Below are 23824 nucleotides of genomic sequence, written 5' to 3' on the forward strand. Positions count from 1 at the left end.
AGTAGAGTGGTTTATCTCGGTTTTTTGGGGACATAACGCTTTACGACCTTCATAAGCCTCTGAAATGAAGAACAGTCCATATGTGACTCATGAGGGCAGGAGGCAACATGGTTTAGGCTGTCTCGCACCGCTTTCAAACGTGTTATTTGCTCATCAATCTCAAGCGCCTTTTTCGCCAGTAAGTCACGATCAATGTATGGTTTTGAACCTTCTGAGTGATTCAACATTTCCGCCATTTCGTTAAGTGATATTCCAGCGATACGCCCTAAACTAATTAAGTTGAGTTTACTGAGTACCTCTGGCGAATATTGACGTCTCAATCCATTCCTTCCTATTGAGCGAATTAACCCCAATTGTTCGTAGTATCTGAGTGTTGAGGTCGGCAATCCTGATTTTTTAACCACTTCAGCAATATCCATTCTATTCCTCATTGACTTCAAGTTGGCTTTAAGTTGTAGCATGCAACTAAGACCTTAACAAATCAAAAACTTGAGGAGCGAAAAATGCTGTTTTTAATAGGATTACAAGCGGCGCTAATAGGGATTGGTGCGACTGTGATAATGGATTTATGGGCTTGGCTACAAAGGAGAGTGTTTGGTGTTCCCTCATTAAATTATGCATTGGTTGCGCGCTGGGTTTTGTGCATGCCAAAAGGGAAGCTTGTGCATGCGCCAATTATGTCAACAGACCCGATGCCGGGAGAAAAAGCACTCGGTTGGTTTTTGCATTATGCCATTGGCGTTGTTTTCGCTTTGGCTCACATTGCTGTTTTTGGTCATCATTGGTTGGTAGAGCCTAGCCTAACACCTGGCTTAATTACAGGTGCGGTAACGTTGGTGTTCCCATTTTTGGTCATTCAACCTTGTTTAGGATTTGGTTTTGCTGCCAGTAAAACCCCAACACCTTGGAAAGCTCGTTTTCTTAGCACATTGGCGCATTTGGCTTATGGATTGGGCTTATTCATTACCGCATTCGCTATCAAAGGTGTGAGTCAGTATGTTATGTAGTGAGCATGTGCATCATAAAAACGTACTGTTTTCGGTTTGGATTTATGATGCTCAACTCTTGGTTTTTTTGGCGCTCTGTTCATAGTGAGCAGATATCTTTTAAATCTGTCGTATCAATCCAAGACGTAAAGTCGGCCAACATTTAACATTACCTTAACTCCGTTATGGCAAGTGATTTACCGATAAAAATTAGAATTGTCTGGTTTGACATCAAGATTATTGAGGATTTCAGATGGCTTCAAAAGCGACAGGGATATCGATACTGAGTTTATTAGTAGCTCCGGTGGCGATGGGAGAGACCGCAAGCGCATACGATTTATGTTTGCTAGAAACAATCAAAAAAAGCAATGGCGAAGAAACGATCGAGAGCATTCGCAAGCAGTGTGAGTTAGATACCGTCACGAGCACTGCGTCTGTCGAATCAACAACGAAAGAATCAGAAGAACCGCAAGAAAGCTTGATCGATAAACGTTTGGAGTCAGAAAAGCAAACCGCGTTCGAGCCTTTTAGCTTGGTTGCACATCGAATTAACTACATTCTTCCGTTTACTTATAGTGACCGCGTAAACAAACGTGCGTATGCCGACACCAAATACGGCGATGAACTGCGTAAGGAAGAGGCAGAGTTTCAAATCAGCTTTAAAGTACCAATGAACTACGACGATTTGTTGTTTGACGGCGATGGTCTGTTTTTTGGTATGACGCTCAAATCGTTCTGGCAGGTATACACAGGGGATGCGTCGCGTCCGTTTCGCGAAACCAATTATCGTCCTGAGCTGTTTTACTTCACTCCTACAAGTTGGCAGCCGCTTGGTGGCTCAACTTGGCTGGGTTTCGGTATTGAGCATGAATCAAATGGTCAGAGACAAGAGCTATCGCGCAGTTGGAACCGCGTTTATACCAACTTAACCTTTGCGAAAGACAATTTTGTCGCCTCTATCCAGCCTTGGTGGCGCATACCTGAGGACGAAAAAACCTTTCCGAATGATCCTAAAGGTGATGATAACCCAGATATCGAAGATTACATGGGGCATTTTGAGCTAACAAGCGCCTACAAATGGGACGATTACGAGTTGACGTTCTTGGGGCGCGAGAATTTTAAAACGCATAAAGGCTATGCTGAGATAGGTTTGTTGTTTCCAATTTGGGGAAAAGTTAGGGGATATGCTCAATACTCGACTGGATACGGCAAGAGCTTAATTGACTACGATCATAATCAGCAGCGCATTGGTGTTGGTATCGCGATCAACGGTGTTCTGTAGTTTTTCGATAGTCCAATAGAAATAAACGCTGGCAATTGAGATTTCAGTATTTAGAATGCGTGGCTAAAATTGATTTCCAACCTAGAGTGATTTTATGCTTCGTGATTACACCTTCGATTGTCTTGTAACCATGCCTCGCCATGAACTGGAAGAGTTTAGTGCTCGCATGATCAGTAAAATGGTGCCAGAAGACGTGATGAATGAGCTGTTTACTTTTGATCAAGAAGAAGTGGATAGCGAAGACCGTATGTTGTCTGCACGTCTTGATGCAATGCTACGCATGACAGCAATCGCACTGAGTGAAATTCAACAAGCGTTTGATGACTCAGACAATGCAAAGCAAAATAGCGAGCGAATGACGCGACTGGTGCTTTGGCATTTCTATGCGATTTCATTCCATTTGGAAGAGGCAATCACGCTAGAAACACACTGTGAACTAGTAGAAAAACTACTCGAAAATACCCCTTCGGATGTTTTTGCTTGGGTGAAAACTCTGACAGAGCTTCTGCATACTTACGCTGAAATCAACGCGAAAGAAAACCCTCGAGACTAAGGTTTTTTGTCGTTAATCGTTCAGTAAACAAGGCTAGCTATCTGGTTCGCCTTGTTTTATTTTACGTCTGTAAAATCCGCCGTTTTGGACTTCTGACGTACACCTCGATCCTCGCTTCAGGTTCGCTTCTCACTAGCGAATAGGGCGATTCCTTCTTACACTAAAATCAAAGCATTTGTTTTCGAACACTTTAATGCATCATTAAGCCGTGATTTCCAATCCACTTAAATACGGATAATTTATGTCGGAGAACGTTCTGGTTTTTAAATTTGAACCGATTTTGAAGCGCATATGCCTTCTCTCTCGCCTACGTTATCGTGGTGGGCGTAAATAATGGACCCGTTAACGCAAGGTTTACTGGGCGCTGCTTTGCCGCAGTCTGCAAGTAACAAGCGGCATATTGTGGCTGCTGGCGTGTTAGGCGTGGCCGCTGGGATGGCTCCGGATTTTGACGTACTTATCCGTTCATCAAGTGACCCATTACTGTTTTTGGAATATCACCGACACTTTACCCATTCATTGTTGTTTATCCCTTTTGGCAGTTTTCTCTGTGCTTTAGTGTTGTATCCGTTGTTTGCAAAAAGACGAGAGCTAAACTTTCAACAGAGTTGGTTTTATTGTGCCCTTGGTTATAGCACCCATGCGCTGTTAGATGCTTGCACCAGCTATGGGACTCAGCTTTTTTGGCCGATAAGCAACACACGCTATGCCTGGAATACGATCTCTGTTATCGACCCCGCTTTCTCACTTCCGATTTTGATCCTGCTTTTCTTTGCCGCACTGAAGCGAAATCGAAATTACGCGCGTGTCGCATTTCTATGGTCTCTGGCTTATCTGACTCTTGGGGTTATTCAACGAGATAGAGCAGAAGCGGTCGGATGGAAAATTGTCCAAGAGCGACAGCACAGCGCTGTGCAGCTAAAAGCAAAACCAACCTTCGGCAATCTTTTGGTCTGGAAAGTGATTTATGAAACGGAAGATAACTACTATGTGGATGCGGTAAGAGTGGGGCGCTCAATAAAAATCTATCCTGGCGAATCCACACCAAAGCTCAATGTGAAAACACAATTTCCATGGCTCGACCCGCAATCGCAGCAAGCGAAAGATATTGAACGTTTCCGTTGGTTTTCAAATGGTTTTGTAGTGCAAGACCCGGATGACGAAATGCGAATTGTTGATGTGCGTTACTCCATCGTGCCAAACCAAATTAATGCGCTGTGGGGCATCAATCTATCCCCAAAAGCCAGTGCGGATGAACACGTCGAATACACTGCTCATCGAGGTAGTACAGCGGAAGACCGCCAAACTTTTCTCAATATGCTTACGGATTTTGACTGAGCGCTTACTTGGGGTACAAGGGGAGCGACTCAGTGACTATCAAGCCGATTGAAAGTCCTTCACCAGTGTCGGCTTATTAGCAAAGAAGATTTTGCTAGACAGAGATTTGTACTTCCATCCAAGAGACAACAGTCGTTTTGCTAAGCTTTTGTTTTCAATGATAGCGACTTCAACGCCTTGGTAATGATATGGATGGCTTTTAATGTAGTCGATAAATGCAGTAAGCACGCCTTGCCCGCGAACGGAGGGCACGAAGTTGACTGCAACAATGGAAAAGCGCTGGCTGCCTACAGGGCAACGGACAAAGCAGTGTCCAAGCGGATGAGTGATGGTCTCGGAAAACTCAGGAAACGCGCGAGACTCTAAATCTTGAGAGAGCGCATCGTATTGCTGACATAAATGATAAAAAAGTTGTTTCGCTTCGCTGTTCATATCGGTGCCACTTTCTTGTAATTTGGTTTGAAGGCATTGATTTCACAAATATTGTAACCATAGTCAGCAAGACAAAACGCGGTGAACTTTTACAGTGGTGATTTCCTATTTTGAAAACAGATTGGTTACGAGTGAAGTTGTTCGTCTTCTAAGTGGAGTGGTAGAGTAGTGAAATAGTGGAGTGAGGTTTTTGAGATGAGTGAAAGGATGTTTGGATTGCACAAAGTTCACGGAAGTGAATAAACAGAAAAAGGCGAACCGTTTGGTTCGCCTTTGCTTGTTTTAGGGGCTTAACTAGGCGCTACTCTAAGTGCTTAAATTGCAACGCCACAAGTCGCTGATACAACTCACAGCTTTGCATTAATGATTGGTGGTTACCAACATCGACTAACTCACCATTGTCCAGCACCGCTATTTTATCCGCATGTTGGATAGTTGAAAGACGATGAGCAATGATCAGCGTTGTGCGTCCTTTCATCAGTGCTTCAAGTGCTTGCTGAACGTGATGCTCACTTTCACTATCAAGGGCGCTGGTCGCTTCATCCAGCAGTAAGATTTTTGGATCTTTTAGAATCGCGCGAGCAATCGCAATGCGCTGTTTTTGACCGCCTGATAGCCTAACGCCGCGCTCACCTAAAAAGCTGTGATAGCCTTCGGGAAGCTTCTCAATAAACTCATGGGCATGGGCTTTTTTGGCGGCTTCGATGACTTGTTCATCTGTGGCTTCTGGATTACCGTAACGAATATTGTGAAACACATCATGGCTAAACAGCGCTGGTTGTTGAGGTACGAGTGCCATTTGGCGTCGAAGCTCGTTTGGATCGAACTGTCGAATGTCTTCGCCACCAAACAACACTTGCCCCTGTTGTGGGTCGTAAAAGCGTTGCAGCAGTTCGAATAGCGTTGTTTTACCTGCGCCAGAAGGGCCAACCAACGCCAATACTTTGCCTTGTTCAGCGGTTAAATTTAATCCTTTGACAGCAGGTTGATTTGGGCGAGAAGGGTAGTTGAAATTCAGCGACTTAAAGCTAACTTCAGCAGACATGTCTGAACGGACAGGCAAATGGTTGTTTGGTGCTTTAATATCGCTTTCTACTTGAAGGATCTCAATCAGTCGCTCGGTAGCGCCTGCGGCTCTTTGCAATTCGCCCATGACTTCGGAAATGGTTGCAGTCGATGAGGCAACCATAATGGCGTAAAACACAAACGCGGCTAGGTCACCCGCAGACATCTTTCCGTGAATCACATCGCTGCCGCCAACCCAAAGCATGCCCGCAATTGCGCTGAACACAATCACAATAACGCCAGAGATCAGGATCGCGCGTTGTTTTACTCTCTGTCTGCCCACTTCATACGCTTTTTCCACCTCGACAGCGAAAGCCGCTCGTTCGTACGGCTCTGAGCTAAAACTTTGCACGGTTTTAATATGTTCTATTGCTTCCCCAGCGTAGCTGCCGACATCGGCCATTGAGTCCTGACTTTGGCGAGAGAGCGCACGCACGCGTCGTCCATAAAACAAAATCGGAACCAGAACCAAAGGCACAGAAGCCAGCACAATCAGTGTGAGCTTAACGTTGGTGGCAAACAACATTATGATGGCCCCAAAGCACATCAAAGCGCTACGCATCGCCATCGAGAACGATGAACCAATAATGCTTTGCAGCAACGTGGTATCGGTAGTCAGGCGCGACATAATATCGCCGCTACTGTTGGTCTCAAAATAGCTCGGATGCAGCGTAATCACATGGTTGAACACCGCAAGGCGAATATCCGCACTGACGCGCTCACCCACCGAAGATACAAGGTAGAAGCGAAAGAAAGTCCCAATGGCAATACATAGTGTGACACCAACAATAAACTGAATCGCATTGGTAAGCTCTTGCAATGATTGCTGTGCAAACCCTTGGTCGATAAGAATACGTACTCCATAACCAACGGATAACGTTAAACTTGCTGTTGCGACAAGTGCAACCAAGGCCGCTGCAACCCGCCATTTATAAGGCGCAATAAAGGTGTTGAGTTTAAGAAGAATGCTGAGATTTTTGTTATTTTTTCGGCTCATGAGTGACTCACAAAGCGTTTTAGGTAACTGGCATAGTAAGCGAGTTTGGTTGGTGAGACCAGTGAACTGCCGCTTTCGGAGTAGGAAGTTGAGGAGTTTGATAGAGTAAACAATACTCTATCTGTTTACTCTTAAGTAATCACTTAAGTCACATTGACTACTTACGGAATCCCCATGGGATTGAAATTCAAACTTTCTGATGGGATTGGTCGCTTCGCAGTTTAAATTAGACATATTGACTCTTTCCTTCACACCGATAACGTGATGCCTGAAAATTCCTTTCCAAATAACAACCTTGTGATTAGCAACAGTAGTGGTCACTTCTACACTGCATATTGTTTGAAATAGACCATCAAAAATACTTAGAACTTTGTTCCTTTTTCTGAAAACAGGATCAAATTTGAATTCCCCATTTATGTTCGTGGTGAAGCTACGTTCGAAAGAACGATTTGCTGACCGAATATTAAGTACTACATTTGCATTCTTTATGGGAATGTCTTCTTTCGTAATACGTCCTTTTATCCTTGGTGTAAATTCACGAGCTTCTTTACCACAAAACAAAAAGCCAACAGCAAAAACAGAAATCAGTACGAGCATCAGTAAATCTGCAAACTGTTCTAAGAACAGAAACACATTGTCGATCATAAGTTATAACTCAGCAGTCAGTGAATACACCTCGAATTGTTGCGTATTGTCTTGAGCGGCTATAGCGAGTATCTAAATTGCTGAGACATAATTCACGATTTTTTAGAAGTTTTGGAGGATAGGATGAATAGCCAATATTTATTTTGAATAAGAAGCACTGCGGTATTCACAGGGCTATCCATATCGCATGTATATCGAAAATTGCTAAAATGCCTAAGAGACTAGAACCAGATTTTAGTTGGGAGGGAGTTAAGCTCGGCTTTTGGCGAGTAGCAGGTCGACCTTTCCTTTTGCTGTTTTACTAACTGTTTGCATCAACTGAAAACTTGGCTTAACGATACCTGAGTTTTCTAATCCTTCGACCATTAAGAGCCAAAGCTTGGCCGTCATTTGCGCATCGGCTAGTGCGCGGTGAAAAACACCGTCGTTGTCGATATTTTTATAGCGAACAAGTTCACCTAGCTTGTGTGACGGAGCATCTTGAATGAGCCGTCTTGCCACCAGTAAGGAGCAAGCAAACTCACCTGAATAACCACAGTTGATTCGCTCAAGCTCTGCATCTAAAAATCGTTTATCGAATGAAGCGTTATGAGCGATAAGGTTCTCGCCAGCAATGAACTCACTAAATGATGCCATGACCTCTTCGCAGCTTGGTGCTATTCGCAACATGTTATTGGTAATGCCGGTGTAGTTCTCAATGAAGGAGCTCACTCTGAAACCGGGATTCATGAGTTGCTGAAAACTATCAACAACCTCGCCATCGACTAACTTTACCGCACCAATTTCTATTGCACGGTCACCCAAAGTAGGAGAGAGACCAGTGGTTTCAAAGTCGAGTACGACCACAGAGTTTGCTTGAGGCATGAAGTTTTCCAGCTGAGTAATATTGCGCAAGAGTATTATTGAAAGCGACAGAAAAAGAAAGGCGAATTCAACGGTGCTCCTTTGTCTATTTGGATTCTACAAAGTCAGCCTTTCTGGTTCACAATGTATGGGCAGTAATAGGCAAGTCTATGGCTTTACCCGCTTGTTTCGTTATTCGCTTGGCGTTTTAAGTGCTCGATAAACGCCGGGATCTTCTTGGCTACGTGTTTTCTGGAAGCGTAAAAGGCATACAGCACCAAATCTTCGGGTTCATATTCCAGTTCGATCACTTCCAGATCTCCTGATTCGATTTCTTCATGGCAAAACTCGACAGGTAGAATCGCAAACCCGAATCCTGCTAACGCGCCGGCTTTAGCAAGTTGCCCACTGTTGACCTTAAATGCAGATTTTACTCGTTGAGTTATCTGTTCTCCTTCTGAGTTTTTGAAAACCCAAGGTGTACCTTTCAATGCAGTGAAGCTGCTAATACAAGGAACGTGCTTCAAATCGGTAATTTTGAAAGGCCTCTGACGTGTGTGCAGTAGCTTAGGTGACGCGATCACAACACTCGGCCAACGCTTGATCTCTTTTGCAATCCAATTGCTGTCTTCAAGCTTGCCGCGGTGAAAACTCAAGATAACGTCAAACCCATCGAGCAAGTCCTCTTTAGGGCTTAGGTTCGTCTCGCAATTCAATGAAATAGCAGAGTACTGAGCACAAAAAGAGACGACGGCTTTAGCTAGTTCTGGTGAATCTGGCATGACAACGTTGAGTTGCCCCATGACCTCACGAGAGTATTGCGTCACTTCTTCAAGCACATCATTCAGTTTGTCTAACAAAGGCTGTGTGCGTAAATAGAGCTGTTCTCCAGCGTCTGTTGCACAGATTCGTCGAGTCGTTCTGTCGAATAAACGCACATCAAGCTGTTCTTCAAGTAACGCAATGTGGCGACTGACATTTGATGTCGGCAGAGATAAAAACTCGGCGGCTCTTTTGAAGCTATTGTTCTCGTAGACACAATGGAAGCTTTTTAGCCATTGCTGATCAATTTTCTCAAGCATCTCCATTAATCCCATTTGGTTGGATTATAAAGCCAATAAGTTGCACTTTATTACTTAAAACAGGTTTATACAATGCGAGTTACCGTTGTTTGGGCATAAAGGTTTTCCAATGAGTTGGTTAGAAAAACTATTAGATAAAAAGAACATCATTAATACGCGTAAAGCGTCGATTCCGGAAGGCGTATGGACTAAGTGTCCGTCTTGTGACCAAGTGCTGTATCGCATCGCGCTCAAGGAAAACTTGGAAGTTTGCCCCAAGTGTCAACACCATTTGCGAATGTCTGCGCGACATCGTTTAGACAGCTTCTTGGACAAAGGTGAGCGTATAGAGCTTGCTAGCAAATATGAGCCGAAAGATCTGCTCAATTTTAAGGACAAGAAACGCTACAAAGAGCGTCTTGCTCTCTCTCAAAAAAGTACTGGCGAAAAAGATGCGTTGGTCGTAATGAAAGGCGAGCTGTTGGGCTTACCCATCGTGGCTTGCGCGTTCGAGTTCTCTTTCATGGCTGGCTCGATGGGGTCGGTTGTGGGTGCTCGTTTTGTTGATGCTGTGAATACGGCGATAGAGGAAAATTGCGGGTTAGTTTGCTTTTCTGCGTGTGGTGGCGCACGTATGCAAGAGTCGCTGATGGCTTTAATGCAAATGGCCAAAACCAGCGCTGCGTTGGAGCGTTTATCCAATGCGCGCTTGCCTTATATCTCGGTATTGACCGATCAAACCTTTGGCGGCGTCTCGGCAAGCTTGGCAATGCTGGGGGACATCAATATTGGTGAGCCTGAGGCTAGAATCGGGTTTGCAGGACGTCGCGTAATTGAGCAAACTGTACGAGAAAAGCTACCGGATGGTTTTCAACAAAGCGAGTTTCTGCTTGAGCATGGCGCTTTAGATATGATTGTGCAAAGGCACGATATGCGCGCGAGAATAGGTGGATTGATAGCAAAACTCACTAATACAAGCATCCGACTAGAAGTTAAGTAATTGCGGTTGGCTCATGCTTTATATGTTCTTTGAGATACTCACTGCTATGCGTTCGACCTTTCAGAAACCACGCCTCGAAAATGCAGTTTACGCCTCCGTTTTAACAAGTTACATTGCTGAAGATTTGATTCAAAGGACAGAACAATGAGTACCCACCTAAAACAGCTTTGTCATACCCACCTCCCAGGTAATAAAGAAGACTCTCCAGCCGAGCACTTTGCAAAAATGGCAAAGTGGTGTGAAGAGAACAAAGTGAATCACGATGTCTATGGCGAGGGAGAAACGATTCACGCGTTCGAGCAAAAGGTTGCCGATCTGCTGGGTTACGAGGCGGGCCTTTTTGTTGTCACTGGGACGATGACACAGCCAACGGTGCTAGAAATCGTCACAAGACAAAAGCGTAATCCTATTGTTGCGATGCATGCATCTAGCCATATACCTGAACATGAAAAGCAAGGCTATCAGCTTCAACATCGCTTTAGTGTTTTTGCCAGTAGGGAACGTTTACCAAACGTGGAAGCTTGAGGGTCTCACTGCGTGGCCGGATGAAATCTCAGCCGTTTTGTATGAACTCCCGATGCGAGAAATTGGCGGTCAGTTACCTTCATGGCAAGAACTGGAAGAAATCAAAGCTTACTGCGCCGAAAAAGACATTCATCTCCACATGGATGGTGCAAGGCTTTGGGAAACCGCAGCGTATTATCAGAAAGAATACCGCGAGATCGCCGCTGGTTTTGATACGACGTATGTACCACTCTATAAAGGCATTAACGGCATGGGCGGATCTATGCTGCTTGGTTCAAAGGCGTTCATTGAACTGGCCTCAATGAGGATGAAGCGACAAGGTGGCAACCTGTACCACAGAACACCTTATGTAGTGTCTGCGGCAATGCAGTTCGATGAAAGGTTGGCGCAGCTACCGGATCTGTTTGAGCGAACAAAACAAATCTACAAGATCATTGATGAGTTCCCATCTTTGGCGGTAAGACCAACCCAACCGCAAGCAAACATGTTGCACCTTATCCTGCCTTTCAGCTGTGAAAAGTTGAAAGAACTTCAACATACTTTCGCTACAGAAAAGGGCATTTGGTTTGGTAATCCGCAAGTCACGGCACATCCACATCAATCCATCGTTGAGTGGTATGTCGGTGACTACCTGCTCAACCTTGGTGACGAAGAATTAAGGTCATTTTTCAACCAGTTACTCGGTGGTAAGGCATAAACTTATCAATATGCGAGCTTACTAACACGCCATACGTGACACTTCATGTATTCTTAATTGAAGCGAAGAAGAGGATTTATCAATGTCAAAAAGCTCCAAGCTTCACAATGAAGACAAACTGGTTAAAAAGGCACTAGAGATTGGTGGGAAGATGGCGAAGCTACAAGGCTTTGATCTCCCACAGTCACCACAGCCTCTAAGAGTAAAAGCGATTTACCTATTCTTGGTCGATGCCAAACAGATCACGCCACTACCGGAAAGCAAGCTAGATGGCGCAAGCATCAAACACCGACTGGCAGTATGGATACACAGTGCGTTGCCAGACAACGACCCTCTAAAGTAAAAGCCTCAAGAAGTTACATAGGTCATTAATTCACAAGGCGAGCCAGATGGTTCGCCTTGTCTGATCTTGGCAAGTGCACCTAGGTCTTCTAATGTTTCGTTATCATTGATTTACAAATCAGCATCAAAAGGGCTAAAGATAAAGCCAGAGAAGCGCTACAATGCACGCGTTGCAAGAGTGCAACCAAGAATACTCATTTACAGAAGCCTTGAAGTAACCATACATGTCTAAAGATTTCGAATTCACTACAGAATACACACTCGACAAGCCATTTTTTGCTGAGTGTTATGATCAAACTAGCCAGCCAGTTAAGTTCCCGCAAGCGTATTTGAAAGGGATCCTCTTTCTAATTTTTGGTGTGGTTTTATTGGAGTTTGAACTGCTACCTAACGGTTATGTCGGTTGGTTCTTTATCGTATTGAGTGTGATTGAAGCGTGTAGCGTTTACTTCAAAAGAACCTGGTGGCTATGGCGTCAAACCATCAGTTCAAGCCGTGGCAACAAAGTGGTGTTTGAAGTGAATGTAGATGGCGTGCGCTATAAAAGCGGTAAAATCGATCGCAGCCTCGCTTGGAGTGAAATCGACCAACTCGAACAAACTGATTTGGGCTTTGTCCTTCACCTTGGTAAACAACGCCAATACATAAGCAAATCTTGTTTAAACGAAGAAGTCATCACGTTTATGGTAGAGCAGCACGCCGCATCAAAAGTGAGCTAACAAATCCCTATTAACAGAAGAGGCGAGCCAATGGGTTCGCCTTTTTTGATCTTAGGATTTGATGCCTATGGGGTAGCTCTGGTTCAGACTTAAAATATGAACCACTATACTCGGTGTTTTGAGTTGCGTCATTCCAGTATATGGACAACCTAGTTATTACAACTTGTTTAGCGAAAATAGATTAGATGCATGCGTGTATTCGGGTTTTAATGAGTAGTTAACTCGACCCTTGATGTATTAGCACCTTGATGCAATTTCGCGAGCGCGGAAACAATCCAAAGGATTCAAGGACTGTCTTGCCTGCTCTTCGCTATATCAAGATGTAAGTAACGTATTTGACTTACTACTCGTAAGTTAGAGGCGCATGATATTTACTGCCATAATGAAGCAACGCCCAAGCCGTTCTTGTGGTCTTATTTGCTAAATCAATGGCGATAGTAGTAGACTTTTTCATGTATGGACTCCTTAATTTAGGCTTTGAAACCATAAATTCTAGATCCCTCCTGGGGGAGGGAGTCCATACATCGCGAGCCTAGACGAGACTAGGAATCTCCCTAAGTATGCTGCGGCGTTAGTGTTTAAACTGAACCAAAAAAGTGACAAGGAGATAGTGTATTGTGATCCTGAAGTGATGACGCCAACTTCTAGCGCTCTTTTGCCCGATTATTAGGTTCGGCAAAGATTTGACATTCGTTAGTTTGCTGGATTTTCCCTAATAAAATTCATGTGACCAGTGTTGGGCTTATGCGTCTAAAGGTAATTTCTATGCGGAAGGAACTTATTCGATTTGAGGGGGCTATACATGGAATTTCGATTCGAGCCCCATGGGAAGCGTTCGAAGTTTTAGGGAAAGTAGCTTATAAGAATGGAGTGCACAGCGAGAATCGAACCTGCATCATCAGCTTGGAAGGAGACGAAGTACGGGTTTTGTATTTCCATTAAATCTATTTAATATCAATTATTTAAATTGATTTTTTCAACGGGAATCCAAAAATAGTTGAAACTGTAAACCTACATTTTGGCTCCTAATCACGAATTTGAAAATAGTGAAAAATTCATCATTTTCAAATTCGTATCGATAAATCCCGACCCGATTTGGTTAGAAAGTTTCATCTAAAAAGTGCTTAATAAAAATCCCATTTAGCGGCATTATGTCAATGTCACCAGTTAACTTATGAGGTGATGAGTTAACATCCACTAAGGAATCACTTTACTATGCCATTGCAATTGTTAGGTTAACTTAGCAACGATATCGCTTGTTTAGATACTCTGACTAGTCGTCCAATGGTTTTTTCGAAAACCCATCTAATGAATCGGGCGGATAAGTCTTCAACGATGGTCCCATAGTGACCGGCAAAAACAAGCATATGGCCTAATAAGCCTTTTAGTTGCTCTTCATTGCGCTTAGATGATTTTGCTACGGATTCTAGCTTTCTTGAAAGCCAATCATAAAAAGTCAAGCCAGCAATCACCCCTGCTTGAATCGTTACCGTTGACAAAAGAGCCACATCTTTCAAATAGGTGATAAGTGCGCCCTGTATTCTATCGGCCCAATATTCCGAAAAAGAAGCTTGATTTCGTTGCTCGTACTTTAGCCGGATAGGGGTAAATAAGTGGTCATTCGATTTCCTCTTCAACGCTCCCCAAGAATCCGAGGAAGCAGTGTTTAGGTAACCCGGATTTTTGTTTCTTGCCATCAAATGGGCTGATATGCTTAACCCAGTGCCAGAGTCTAAGCGGTACTCGCCTGTCGAGATTGGAGCATGAATAAATGGCCAAAGCGGTACTTTTGGTACAGGATCAGCACCATGCGTACATCGATAAACGCCATCGTTTAGCTTTTCCGATGAGCGTGCGTATGCTTCCAGACCAACTCTAGGAGCGCCAAAGGTGTATAAAGTGGTTCTGACCTTCATCTCACTACGCACCCAATCAGCGCAAAGTGATGCGAGTGCTCCACCTAAGCTGTGCCCAACGCAATGTATACGTTTTGGTTTGGGATATATCTGCATAATATACTGCTTCAACTTGGGGCTAATACTTTGAAAACAATTGTTGAAACCAGCATGAGCGGGCGAACCGTTTGGTGATCCTTTCACCCCTATATTCGCATTTGTGATCCAGTCATTAGCATTTTGTGTTCCTCGAATTGAAATGACAATTTCATTCTTAAATGTTGAACCTTTACCAGTGCCAACCACTGCAAACGCCTCTGAAGTTCTCATCAAGCCAGGGATAACTTTACGCAATACCGGTACATTGGATAAACCCGCTACACCGCCTGTAAAACCATCAAATACATCATTTTCAGAAAAAGAAAAGTGATTTGAAAAACTGTTTTCGCCTGGCATGATAAAACGGCCATTATTTTCATAAGCTTTGTAAGGAATATCCGCTATTTCTGAAGCCATTTTTGGTGTTAACTTTGCCATTACGTGTCCTTGTTTAGTAATATTTTTTTAGAAAATCCTTTCAAATCACACCTACTAATAATTTCAAGATCTAGGCCATTCTCAACAAATTTATTTTTGAAAAAGTAATGATATTCGCCCGAATTAATCTCACAACTTAAATCAAGAAGATTATCTGAAATAAATTCATAGGGTTTCACTTCAGAAAAGCGAGCCTCTAGTAAGTAGTATTTTTTGCCATCTACAAAAATGTAAATGCCAATGTAGCTAGAGGATTCATGAAGGGCAGGTTCTTTAAACGTTTGATAGTGGTATGTGGGTTCGAAATGAAAATCCCCCTTTTCTGACGTAATTGTCTCGGTGATATAACGGTGTTTAGAAAAAGCCGTGTGTAGATAAACCACCTCGCTAGTAAACGCTTTCCCGCCTAAGTATAGGCTACCAGTGATCTCTGAGCTAAGTATGTATTGAAACTTTTTTGATTTGAAGAAATTAAACATATCTGCGTTACAACCTGTTGAGAGCAATAATATTGTGGCACTCATAAGGAAAACCGGTATTTTAGTCATTTGTTTGCCAATATTGTACATAGGTCAACCCATATCCACGCGTGAGACGATACTATGTCCTAATGCTCTCAAGTGCCAGCCTAGGGCCGCTCAAATTCTCAAAATAAGTCATGTCAAATCTTATATCTAGGCATACTTTAAAAAATAATGTAAATGACATGTCTATTACTTTCATGGGTTCAACATAAGCACACTCCCTCTGGTAAAAAATAGCGAACTATTCGTTAAAGTGCTTATCCACGTCCACTTCGTAAGCTTGCGTACTCATTGTCTCATTCTGCATTCTTATCATTAAGACAAGTTAACAATCGCCAACGCACAAATGGTTGTTTTTATAACCAATAAAACAACGCGCAGTGTTATGAACTTCACGAATATGGATCATACGAATCTAGTACTAAAGTTTTGTGGTTCTTCGACGTTTGGTGTGGATTTGAGTTAAAATACTCACCTCTAAAGTAACAATTACTACAATACCCGACCCTCAACCCCTTCGAACTCTTCTGATACCCTTATGCTCGGCTTGGGGTTACAAGCTCCTTGGAAACTTATCGACCAACCCCTTAATACAGAACACTCTCCTTATGAGTTTCATCTACAACTCGGAGTGGAACGTGGTGCTCTTTATTCATGTTCAGAGTGTGGAATAGCTTGCTCTGCCCATGATTTCAAAGAGAAAACATGGCGCCATCTCATTTGTTCAGCACCATTGCTATATCACAGCGAAAATACCTCGAGTTCACTGTAAGGCTCATCGATGTGCCTGGGCAAGGCCTGGTAGTGGCTTTACTTTGTTATTTGAGAAGTGGCTTTAACTCTCATAAGAGGAGTGTCCGTTCACGCTGCCGCCAAGTTTATGGAAGTGATAGATGAGCGGCTTTGGCTAGTGGTCGAAGCAGCTTTATCGCGCCTTGACCTCTCATCTTTCCAAGCCTTTGGGTTTGATGAAACGCCTTCAAAGTGTGGACATAATTCCGTCACGGTTTTCATCGATATGGCTCGTAAAACCTTTCCTGTTGTACTTGCTACACTAGGGAAAGGAAAGCAAACAGTCACAGAGTTTAAAACCTTCATTGAGAATCATGGTGCAGGAAGTGAGCAAGTCCTTGAGGTGGTTTGCTATATGTCTCTTTCCTTTTTGATTGTTGTCAAAGATGAGTTTCCGAAAGCGAATGTTACTGTCGACTGGTTCCATGTTGTGTAGCTATATACACGAGCTGTTGATGACGTTCGGAAAAGAATGACATGCCAAAAGCTCTTAGCTGGGCGGTTTTAAAGAATGCTGAGAGTCCGATGACAGATAAGCAAGTACAAGCTTTAGTTGAAACAGAGCAGTATGAGCTGGAGACAGCGAAAGCTTGGCGAGTAAAAGAAAAGTTACGCTGGATAAGAGAAGCAAAAACGACTCAGGCCAATTGTTGGCGCGTTACTAATTTCATCAAGTTTACACTTAATGAAACAGGAAGTTCAAACGCTCTAGAGCCAGTAAGAAAAGTCCTAACAACCTTAGAAAAGCACTCAGAGAGAATACTTCAACGTTGGGGCTCGACCTATGCTAGTGCTGAGAATCTTGACTGACCGAGGCACTGAATACTGTGGCCGTGTTGAACAGCATGATTACCAACTCTAACTAGCTATCAATGATATCGACCAACTCGAACAAACTGATTCGGATTTTATCCTTCATCTTGGTAAACAACGCCAATACATCGGTAAATCCTGCTTAAATGAAGAAGTCATCACGTTTATGGTACAGCAGCACGCCGGATCAAAAGCGAGCTAACAAATCTCTATTAAAAGAAGAGGCGAGCCAATAGGTTCGCATCTTTTGAGCTTGGCTACATAGTTTTAAAAAGAATCGCTAGGAAGAAACCACTACGCTGGCTAACTCGTTTTAGCCCCGAAGTGAGTTTGAGATAACAAAAACTATCAATATCAGTTCGACAGTTTCCGTTAAATTTTCTTATGCGACGATGGAGTCAGCGAAGTAATCACTGACTCTAGGTTGAATTCAAAACTTGAAGAATAAATCAAGCGAAATAAGCGTCATAGTGTGGCTTATCATTCGTTTCAATAACAGTGCAGATTATGCCCCAAAATAGCAGCTAATTGAGGCTGTACGGCTTCAGGAAGTTGCGTACCACTACATAACTACAAAGGTCAGATTAACTTGGGACCTTAATACCGTATTAAGATCGCATCGATGCCTCATTGATAAGTCAGGAATCTAGACGTTACACGAATTTAGTTGTACTTTACGCGAGTAATTAACTTGATAGCAAAAAAACGATTGATCAATAGAGAGAAAGCCTGGCTATTCTCACCTTTTTGAAAATGTATAGAGACATCAATGGGGAAAAGTACCTCATCCGCTCTGGTAGATAAAAATTTACTTTTGCCAGCATTGCTTGAACGTGCCGATGAAAAAGAGCTTAGCGTATTAGCGGACCTGATCACTGATAAGGGGAAAGGAAGGCTGATGCTGGACAAGAACCTAAAAGATCTAATCATCTCCTTTCAAATGAAAAATAAGCTATGTGAACTCTCTGACACTCTAGCCAAAGAGATTTGCGCCTTTGGTAGCCACTCAGCCATGAACGTTTTCAGAAGTGGGGAGGGTGTGGAATACCGCGCCATTTTAAAAAATGTCGCCAAAATTCTGGGTGTTGAGTCCAAAGAAGCGACCGACGTTTATTCACTTGAGAGAGGCGTTCTCGCGGCTCTTATTCTCAAAGCCGTAAATGACAAAGTCGACGACGAGTTGTTTAAGGATCTGAAGTGTAAAGACAGAAAATCGAATGCTTTGATAGCGGAATCCATACATAAAACCTCAAAGGGCAAACGTGAGCATCTCGTCGAAACGATACTCGATGTGTTTGATGCTGAGTTGGTGAGAAAACTGGTTGAGCGAGTTCTAACGGAAAAATACATTCTTATGCTTTGTTCCGGTATCGGCGCCGTGACGAATGTGGGTGCCTCTGGTGCTGGAATCATGGCTATCGCAAACTTGGCGGCGAGGTTCAACCCGCTGGTGGCAGCAGTTTCGGGAGCTGCAAGCGCAGTCTCGCTAAGCGGTCCTGCTTTTCGAATCGCTATTCCGGCCGTCGTGCAAATCGCCCTTATCCGCTATCATCAAATCGCTCTAGAAACCCAACAATTCTGTGAGGAGTTAGAATCATGCCTGTAGTAGAACCCGCAGCGACACTTGCTCGTGAACTGCCAAATGTGCCTGGGCTTGAGGAAGGTATTATTTCAGGGAAATATAAAGTTTGGGGCGGCGTGGTTCGTTTAGCCAAAGGGCAAGAAGGCGCGGGACAAATTGTCGGGCATTTGGTGATCCCGAACAATGCAGCAGAGATGGCCGACAAACTTCAAGGGCAGTTAGGTGCATTGCAAAGCCTCCAAGCTGCGAACCTAGCGATGTCTGGGTTGAACCTTGCTGTGAGTGCGGCGGGCTTTGCCATTGTTTGCGACAAACTGAATAAAATTTCTGGTGTGCTCAGTCAGCATACTCAAAAACTGGATACGCTTATCGATCTCGCTCAGAAGCAAGATTTACGAAATACGTTTATCGATGCGGCTGGATTTAGTGGACTCATTAAATCAGCGAAGCAGTTCTCTGAAACCGGCGAGTTCGAACAATTAAAGTCATTGGTCCCACAAATCAATGAGCAGTATGAATTTACCAAATTCCTTCTTCTTGATGCTACGAGAGCTGCGGCGAACGATGGTTTTATCACTGCTATTGACGAAGTGGAGTGCTTATCAGACCGTTTGGTACATTTAGCACTGGTTAAAGCGCATATTAACCAAAAGGTAGGCCACACTCAATTTGCAGTAGAGGCAATGGATGACCTCCAAAAAGATTGGTTGGATGTGAACCAAAATATTGCGACGGCGTTAACCGCAAACAAAGCGTTTGTTTGTGAGCTAAGCCGCGATAATGCCACTAAGGTTAAATCGCTATTGGAATTCCGCCAGCGGCGTGTTCCTGCCATAGAGTATCAAACAAACATGCTCAGACTGTTAAAAGACAAGCCAGAAGCAGCTCAGTTGTTTGATGCAGCTAACGACGAAATTCTCTTTATAGCGGCATAGTTCACACACTTTCAGGGACAAATATGCGAATTACATCTCTCACAATTGGCGGCTTTAAAGGGATTAAAGCCGCCAATCCCAGGGGGGGAGTGGATAAGTGAAACTAGCCATCATTTTGGATATGATATCGATGTTTTCCATTAGTAGATGTTATCCCAAACGTCTCTGTCTTATTAAATTCGTAACAAGCTTTGTCCAGAAGTGAGTTAATACATCAGCAATAAAAACAAAAAGGCGAACCAAACGGTTCGCCTTTGTCTATTTAGATTCTACTGATCACAGATAACTAAGTTGGAAACTCTCTCCTCATAAAACTCTCTTTTTAGAGTAATTGATCAGTTCGTAAAACCCGAACCCTACTTTGCGAACCGCACTTTAGGAACCGCCGTTGGTTCCACTGTTTTCGCAATTACGCTCTCAATCTGTGCAACCTTTGTCAGTTCCTAGATTTGGTATCAATGATGCTGTTAGTGTTATGTTTTCGACCTGGTTGACGATATAATTATTCTGTAAATAGCTGATTGTAGGGAAATAAATGAAAGTTATTAGTGATAACAAAACTCTTGAAAAGACGTTGATTAGTTTGATTAGTAATCACGAACAAGTATCAATTGCGGTAGCATGGGCATCGGCCGAGACAAAAGTATTCAACGCCTTTTTAGCTAACAAAACTAAGATATGTACTTCAACGATTGGGACACATTTTTATCAGACTGATCCCCGTGTTTTGAAAGAGTTTATAGGTAGCAAGCAAGTACACTTCGTTACTCAAACCAGTGGCGTGTTCCATCCCAAGGTATACCTGTTCAGAACTGGCCTTAAGTGGGAAGCAATTATCGGTAGTTCTAATATGACTAACGGAGCGTTCACCTCGAACAACGAGATCAACGTTCATCTTAGTAGCAAAGATGATGAAGGCAATATTTCATTTGATGAACTCTTAGCACAACTTAGTAAGTACTTTGAAGTAGGGGTGTCTGTTGACGAAGAGTACGTGAATATATATAAAATTTATCATAAGAAACAGAAGCCTCGTTTAGATAAGTTGGCGGATCGTTATGGGAAAACAAAAGCATCTAAACCGTTACTTAATAGTGTTGTAATGCAAATGGAATGGCCCGCGTACTTAAACAAGGTTCAGCAAGATGTTAATCATACAATCTTGACTCGATTAGAACTTCTCGAAACTATCAGAAGTTATTTCAATACATACGATGACTATAAATCTATGCCTTTGGCTGCTCGTAAAACAATCGCAGGGCTACCCAATGATGTGCATAAGCATTGGGGATGGTTTGGTAGCATGAAAGGTGCTGGGGTTTATCACAGCAATATCAATAATAACAATGAGTACATTTCAGAGGCTCTTGAGCATATCCCGCTTTGTGGGGAGATTAGCATATCTCAGTATAATCAGTATGTTGAAACATTTAAGAAAGCATTCCCGAATGGTAGAGACGGTATCAGTATTGCCAGTCGTTTACTTGCTATGAAACGTCCAGATTTCTTTGTTTGCATTGACTCCAAAAACAATCGTGCAATGTGTGCTGACTTTGGTATTAAAGTGTCTGGTATGACCTATGAACGATACTGGGATGAATTGATAAGCCGAATCCACGAATCAGTATGGTTTGATAGTCAGGTGCCTAGTAAAAAGTTAGAAAAACGAGTTTGGAGAGGTAGAGTTGCATTGCTCGATTGTATCTTTTATGAAGAAGAGTAATGTGAATAGGTAAGTGCTCTCAATCAAAGTGAGTTCTCAACGGTATCCATAATGGGATGGCGTGAACCCCAATAGCTATAACTATGATCTGCTCCAGCCAGACTGGACACTTCATTAAGCGACATTTTTCTGTTCAAAGTTAACTGGGCTTAGATACCCAAGAGCACTGTGCCTTCTCGTCCGATTATAATCAACCTCAATGTACTCGAAGACTGTTTGGCGCATCTCATCTCTGGTCATGATCGGTTCGTACTGGATCGCTTCAACCTTCATCGAATGGAAGAAGCTCTCAACACACGCATTATCCCAGCAGTTTCCTTTTCTAGTCATACTTTGCTTTAGATTATAAGCAGTTATGAGGTCTCGATAATCTTTCGAGCAATACTGGCTACCTCTATCTCTATGAAGAATAACCTGCTCAGGGAACCCTCGACGGAACAAAGCCATTGATAATGCATCGCAGACCAGTGTTGCCATCATCTTCGTATCCATTGACCAACCAATTACTTGCCGTGAGTAAAGGTCAATGATCACAGCCAAATACAACCAACCTTCACTTGTGGCAAGATACGTGATATCGCCCGCCCATTTTTGATTCGGAGCCGTTGCAGTAAAGTCCTGAGCTAGCAAGTTCGAGCTACAGGCATCTTACGCTTGCTGTCCGTTGTACACTTAAACTTGCGTGCCGCTTTCGGCGTTAAATCCTGACGCTTCATGCTGGCTGCAATGGTTTTAACATTATGGCTATTACCGTTCTCAGCGAGTTCTTTCTGGATACGTCTTGAACCATCTCGACCTTTACTGTTGTCAAAAGCATCTTTGACCTTTGTATCAAGCTCTTGACGAATTGTCTCGCGCTGGATGGCCTTGTGACGATGCTTAATCCAATAATAAAACCCACTTCGAGAAACCCTGAACACCTTAGCCATACGGACAACACTGAAGCACAGCAGGTGTTCGAGCATAAATTCATAGCAATCTATTTTAGATTTTTCGCGAAGTAGGTGGCGGCCTTTTTTACGATATCTAGCTCTTCTGCTTGTTCTGCTAACTGCCTTTGAGCTTGGCTACTTCAGAGGCTAGCTCTTGCTCTCGCTGACTGGTCGTGGTGTCTTTCTTTACAGCCTTACGCCAACCGTAGATCTAAGATTCATGCAAGGAGAGCTGTCTTGCTGCCGCAACCACTCCCACTTTCTCTGCTAGCTTCAGGGCTTCGGCTTTAAATTGGTTCATCTCGGCTTTCCGGGGAAAGCCGCTTTTATCTTTAAGAAGAAGTAATCAGTGTCTCGATAGCCATATCCCATCCGCTTGATTAACTTTATCTTGTTATTTATCCCTTCAAGCGTACAGGTATTCAGCGGGTAACTTGCTGAAGCAGTAATCCCATGAAGATATGGACGGAGCTTTCGAGCGAACTCTTTAAGTGGCTTAATTCCACTCTCATTCACTTGCTCCCACCATACCTGCCATAAGTTTTTAGCCTGAAGTTCAGAGCCACAACGCCATAGTTCCTTTAATTGCGCACCCAGCAAGTAAGTTGTCATCAAGTCCTGATTCATATTCAATATTTCTGTGAGGTAGCTTTCCTGTTGTGCATTCAAATTATCCCTATTTTTCAATAACACCCAGCGCGAACGCTTGACCCATTGCCTTGCTTTTTTATCTTGTTTTAGCTTATTGGCTTGGTCGACTCTGACTTTATCCATCACTTCACGACCAAACTTAGCAACGACGTGGAACAAGTCGTAAACGATGCGAGCATTTGGGCAATGCTCTTGGACTTCAAGGTCAAAAGCCGTATTCATATCCATTGCTACAGCTTCGATATTTTTACCATGCTCACCTAGCTGTTCAAAGAACGGTCGAATATCCTTGCGGCTACGACCTAGTCCTATCCAGATAACCTGATGGCTTTTCGCGTCAGCAATGACCGTCGCATAGCGGTGCCCTTTAAAAATGGCGAACTCGTCCATGACGAGTTGCCTTAATTCACCCCATTTAACTTGCGGCACTACTTGTTGAAGCCGACGCTTATCTATCTCTTTGATTGTTTGCCAATGAACGCCTGTCACTTGGGCTATATGTTTAATTGGTAGCAGAGGTAACAACTGTTCTATATAGCTTCGTAGGCGGTTAGTGATACGAGCATAAGGTTCCAACCAAGATAGCCGCTCTGTTTTAATGCCGCAATTACTGCGTCGGGTTTGAATGGACAGTTCAACGGGAGCTCCTAACAGTGTAGCTTCCTTCACGTTACGCCACTGATACTCATGTATGGCTTGAGCTTTAAGCCCGCACGGACACTTAGCGATAGAATTAGGTTTGAGAGTGAGCTTTATTAATGATGCAGTCTGATGAGACTTTACTATATGAAAGCCTTCCCAGAATGAAGATAGGAAAGTATGATTCGACATGAAAACGGTAGTTTGTGTAGGTTTTGTTTGGCGATAAAACTCTATCACTTACTACCGTTTTTGTTTTTAGTTCCCGCTTATCCGCGATGAACCTTTAAATTCAGGAGAATGGATAATACGTTTC

Annotated in this window: 21 protein-coding genes and 3 pseudogenes; 14 read left to right on the forward strand and 10 right to left on the reverse strand. The window is 43.2% G+C overall.

Annotation, left to right across the window (positions count from 1 at the left end):
• Positions 1–11: 11 nt before the first annotated feature.
• The gene (locus DYB02_RS24130; protein ID WP_020842055.1) at positions 12–419 is read right to left on the reverse strand and encodes a helix-turn-helix domain-containing protein; all 408 of its coding nucleotides are present in this window, start codon (positions 417–419) and stop codon (positions 12–14) included.
• Positions 420–503: 84 nt separating this feature from the next.
• On the opposite strand from DYB02_RS24130, the gene DYB02_RS24135 reads away from it, so the two are divergent.
• The 4 genes from DYB02_RS24135 (at position 504) to DYB02_RS24155 (ending at position 4159) form a co-directional block, all read left to right on the forward strand.
• Entirely contained in the window at positions 504–1007 is a 504-nt protein-coding gene (locus DYB02_RS24135) for a DUF2938 domain-containing protein (protein WP_029806354.1), read from the forward strand.
• Between the two features lie 232 nt (positions 1008–1239).
• Positions 1240–2268: a phospholipase A gene (locus tag DYB02_RS24145; RefSeq protein ID WP_005478421.1), complete on the forward strand. Its 1029-nt coding sequence runs from the start codon at positions 1240–1242 to the stop codon at positions 2266–2268.
• A gap of 94 nt (positions 2269–2362) precedes the next feature.
• Entirely contained in the window at positions 2363–2821 is a 459-nt protein-coding gene (locus tag DYB02_RS24150) for a hypothetical protein (RefSeq protein ID WP_029806353.1), read from the forward strand.
• Positions 2822–3154: 333 nt separating this feature from the next.
• A complete protein-coding gene (locus DYB02_RS24155) occupies positions 3155–4159 on the forward strand; it encodes a metal-dependent hydrolase (protein ID WP_029806352.1) in 1005 nt (334 codons plus the stop codon).
• Positions 4160–4198: 39 nt separating this feature from the next.
• Here DYB02_RS24155 and DYB02_RS24160 read toward each other — a convergent pair whose 3' ends face one another.
• The 5 genes from DYB02_RS24160 to DYB02_RS24180 all read right to left on the reverse strand — a co-directional run bounded on the left by DYB02_RS24160 (position 4199) and on the right by DYB02_RS24180 (position 9223).
• The gene (locus DYB02_RS24160) at positions 4199–4591 is read right to left on the reverse strand and encodes a hypothetical protein (protein WP_005498716.1); all 393 of its coding nucleotides are present in this window, start codon (positions 4589–4591) and stop codon (positions 4199–4201) included.
• Positions 4592–4892: 301 nt separating this feature from the next.
• Complete coding sequence (locus tag DYB02_RS24165) at positions 4893–6653, reverse strand: ABC transporter ATP-binding protein/permease (protein WP_029805024.1); 1761 nt, start codon at positions 6651–6653, stop codon at positions 4893–4895.
• Positions 6654–6770: 117 nt separating this feature from the next.
• On the reverse strand, positions 6771–7298 hold the full coding sequence (locus tag DYB02_RS24170) for a DUF6795 domain-containing protein (protein WP_017447611.1): 528 nt from the start codon (positions 7296–7298) through the stop codon (positions 6771–6773).
• A 249-nt stretch (positions 7299–7547) separates the two neighbouring features.
• A complete protein-coding gene (locus DYB02_RS24175) occupies positions 7548–8162 on the reverse strand; it encodes a 3'-5' exonuclease (RefSeq protein WP_021821603.1) in 615 nt (204 codons plus the stop codon).
• Positions 8163–8317: 155 nt separating this feature from the next.
• Positions 8318–9223 carry a LysR family transcriptional regulator gene (locus DYB02_RS24180; RefSeq protein WP_029805026.1) on the reverse strand — a complete coding sequence of 302 codons (906 nt, stop codon included), beginning with the start codon at positions 9221–9223 and terminating at the stop codon, positions 8318–8320.
• Positions 9224–9332: 109 nt separating this feature from the next.
• On the opposite strand from DYB02_RS24180, the gene accD reads away from it, so the two are divergent.
• From accD to DYB02_RS24200, 4 genes and pseudogenes are all read left to right on the forward strand, one after another.
• Positions 9333–10202 (forward strand): acetyl-CoA carboxylase, carboxyltransferase subunit beta, encoded by an 870-nt coding sequence (gene accD / locus DYB02_RS24185; protein ID WP_029805028.1) that lies wholly within the window; start codon positions 9333–9335, stop codon positions 10200–10202.
• Between the two features lie 144 nt (positions 10203–10346).
• A pseudogene (locus DYB02_RS24190) lies at positions 10347–11424 on the forward strand (threonine aldolase family protein).
• Between the two features lie 82 nt (positions 11425–11506).
• The gene (locus DYB02_RS24195; protein WP_005376453.1) at positions 11507–11767 is read left to right on the forward strand and encodes a DUF5062 family protein; all 261 of its coding nucleotides are present in this window, start codon (positions 11507–11509) and stop codon (positions 11765–11767) included.
• Between the two features lie 223 nt (positions 11768–11990).
• Positions 11991–12485 carry a YcxB family protein gene (locus tag DYB02_RS24200; RefSeq protein ID WP_029805030.1) on the forward strand — a complete coding sequence of 165 codons (495 nt, stop codon included), beginning with the start codon at positions 11991–11993 and terminating at the stop codon, positions 12483–12485.
• A gap of 1235 nt (positions 12486–13720) precedes the next feature.
• Here DYB02_RS24200 and DYB02_RS24210 read toward each other — a convergent pair.
• Both DYB02_RS24210 and DYB02_RS24215 read right to left on the reverse strand, forming a co-directional pair.
• On the reverse strand, positions 13721–14917 hold the full coding sequence (locus DYB02_RS24210) for a lipase family protein (RefSeq protein WP_021821610.1): 1197 nt from the start codon (positions 14915–14917) through the stop codon (positions 13721–13723).
• Positions 14917–15486, reverse strand: coding sequence for a DUF6795 domain-containing protein (locus DYB02_RS24215; protein ID WP_029802381.1), 570 nt, complete (start codon positions 15484–15486; stop codon positions 14917–14919). Before DYB02_RS24215 ends, DYB02_RS24210 begins: the two co-directional genes overlap by 1 nt.
• Before the next feature lie 835 nt (positions 15487–16321).
• Here DYB02_RS24215 and DYB02_RS24220 point away from each other — a divergent pair.
• From DYB02_RS24220 to DYB02_RS24245, 6 genes and pseudogenes are all read left to right on the forward strand, one after another.
• Positions 16322–16669, forward strand: a complete 348-nt coding sequence (locus DYB02_RS24220) for a transposase (RefSeq protein WP_049874815.1) — start codon at positions 16322–16324, stop codon at positions 16667–16669.
• Positions 16670–16758: 89 nt separating this feature from the next.
• Entirely contained in the window at positions 16759–17043 is a 285-nt protein-coding gene (locus tag DYB02_RS24225) for an ISL3 family transposase (RefSeq protein WP_021821614.1), read from the forward strand.
• Positions 17044–17095: 52 nt separating this feature from the next.
• A pseudogene (locus tag DYB02_RS26170) lies at positions 17096–17248 on the forward strand (YcxB family protein); the annotation flags it as partial.
• Between the two features lie 567 nt (positions 17249–17815).
• Complete coding sequence (locus DYB02_RS24235; protein WP_025639077.1) at positions 17816–18652, forward strand: YaaW family protein; 837 nt, start codon at positions 17816–17818, stop codon at positions 18650–18652.
• Complete coding sequence (locus DYB02_RS24240; protein WP_029853225.1) at positions 18643–19563, forward strand: hypothetical protein; 921 nt, start codon at positions 18643–18645, stop codon at positions 19561–19563. The genes DYB02_RS24235 and DYB02_RS24240 overlap by 10 nt, the downstream gene beginning before the upstream one ends.
• A gap of 535 nt (positions 19564–20098) precedes the next feature.
• On the forward strand, positions 20099–21286 hold the full coding sequence (locus tag DYB02_RS24245) for a phospholipase D-like domain-containing protein (RefSeq protein ID WP_029807096.1): 1188 nt from the start codon (positions 20099–20101) through the stop codon (positions 21284–21286).
• Positions 21287–21400: 114 nt separating this feature from the next.
• Here the strand turns inward: DYB02_RS24245 and DYB02_RS24250 are convergent.
• Positions 21401–22519 (reverse strand): annotated as a pseudogene (locus DYB02_RS24250) (IS3 family transposase).
• Positions 22516–23700 carry an ISL3 family transposase gene (locus DYB02_RS24255; protein WP_029847389.1) on the reverse strand — a complete coding sequence of 395 codons (1185 nt, stop codon included), beginning with the start codon at positions 23698–23700 and terminating at the stop codon, positions 22516–22518. Before DYB02_RS24255 ends, DYB02_RS24250 begins: the two are co-directional and overlap by 4 nt.
• Positions 23701–23824: the final 124 nt, after the last annotated feature.

Source organism: Vibrio parahaemolyticus (assembly GCF_900460535.1).
GTDB classification, from domain to species: Bacteria; Pseudomonadota; Gammaproteobacteria; order Enterobacterales; family Vibrionaceae; genus Vibrio; species Vibrio parahaemolyticus.

Bases quoted from the DNA above. Each gene is read 5' to 3' on its own strand.
- DYB02_RS24130 (WP_020842055.1), bottom strand. From the start codon at position 419: ATGGATATTGCTGAAGTGGTTAAAAAATCAGGATTGCCGACCTCAACA.
- DYB02_RS24135 (WP_029806354.1), top strand. From the start codon at position 504: ATGCTGTTTTTAATAGGATTACAAGCGGCGCTAATAGGGATTGGTGCG.
- DYB02_RS24145 (WP_005478421.1), top strand. From the start codon at position 1,240: ATGGCTTCAAAAGCGACAGGGATATCGATACTGAGTTTATTAGTAGCT.
- DYB02_RS24150 (WP_029806353.1), top strand. From the start codon at position 2,363: ATGCTTCGTGATTACACCTTCGATTGTCTTGTAACCATGCCTCGCCAT.
- DYB02_RS24155 (WP_029806352.1), top strand. From the start codon at position 3,155: ATGGACCCGTTAACGCAAGGTTTACTGGGCGCTGCTTTGCCGCAGTCT.
- DYB02_RS24160 (WP_005498716.1), bottom strand. From the start codon at position 4,591: ATGAACAGCGAAGCGAAACAACTTTTTTATCATTTATGTCAGCAATAC.
- DYB02_RS24165 (WP_029805024.1), bottom strand. From the start codon at position 6,653: ATGAGCCGAAAAAATAACAAAAATCTCAGCATTCTTCTTAAACTCAAC.
- DYB02_RS24170 (WP_017447611.1), bottom strand. From the start codon at position 7,298: ATGATCGACAATGTGTTTCTGTTCTTAGAACAGTTTGCAGATTTACTG.
- DYB02_RS24175 (WP_021821603.1), bottom strand. From the start codon at position 8,162: ATGCCTCAAGCAAACTCTGTGGTCGTACTCGACTTTGAAACCACTGGT.
- DYB02_RS24180 (WP_029805026.1), bottom strand. From the start codon at position 9,223: ATGCTTGAGAAAATTGATCAGCAATGGCTAAAAAGCTTCCATTGTGTC.
- accD (WP_029805028.1), top strand. From the start codon at position 9,333: ATGAGTTGGTTAGAAAAACTATTAGATAAAAAGAACATCATTAATACG.
- DYB02_RS24195 (WP_005376453.1), top strand. From the start codon at position 11,507: ATGTCAAAAAGCTCCAAGCTTCACAATGAAGACAAACTGGTTAAAAAG.
- DYB02_RS24200 (WP_029805030.1), top strand. From the start codon at position 11,991: ATGTCTAAAGATTTCGAATTCACTACAGAATACACACTCGACAAGCCA.
- DYB02_RS24210 (WP_021821610.1), bottom strand. From the start codon at position 14,917: ATGGCAAAGTTAACACCAAAAATGGCTTCAGAAATAGCGGATATTCCT.
- DYB02_RS24215 (WP_029802381.1), bottom strand. From the start codon at position 15,486: ATGTACAATATTGGCAAACAAATGACTAAAATACCGGTTTTCCTTATG.
- DYB02_RS24220 (WP_049874815.1), top strand. From the start codon at position 16,322: ATGGAAGTGATAGATGAGCGGCTTTGGCTAGTGGTCGAAGCAGCTTTA.
- DYB02_RS24225 (WP_021821614.1), top strand. From the start codon at position 16,759: ATGACAGATAAGCAAGTACAAGCTTTAGTTGAAACAGAGCAGTATGAG.
- DYB02_RS24235 (WP_025639077.1), top strand. From the start codon at position 17,816: ATGGGGAAAAGTACCTCATCCGCTCTGGTAGATAAAAATTTACTTTTG.
- DYB02_RS24240 (WP_029853225.1), top strand. From the start codon at position 18,643: ATGCCTGTAGTAGAACCCGCAGCGACACTTGCTCGTGAACTGCCAAAT.
- DYB02_RS24245 (WP_029807096.1), top strand. From the start codon at position 20,099: ATGAAAGTTATTAGTGATAACAAAACTCTTGAAAAGACGTTGATTAGT.
- DYB02_RS24255 (WP_029847389.1), bottom strand. From the start codon at position 23,700: ATGTCGAATCATACTTTCCTATCTTCATTCTGGGAAGGCTTTCATATA.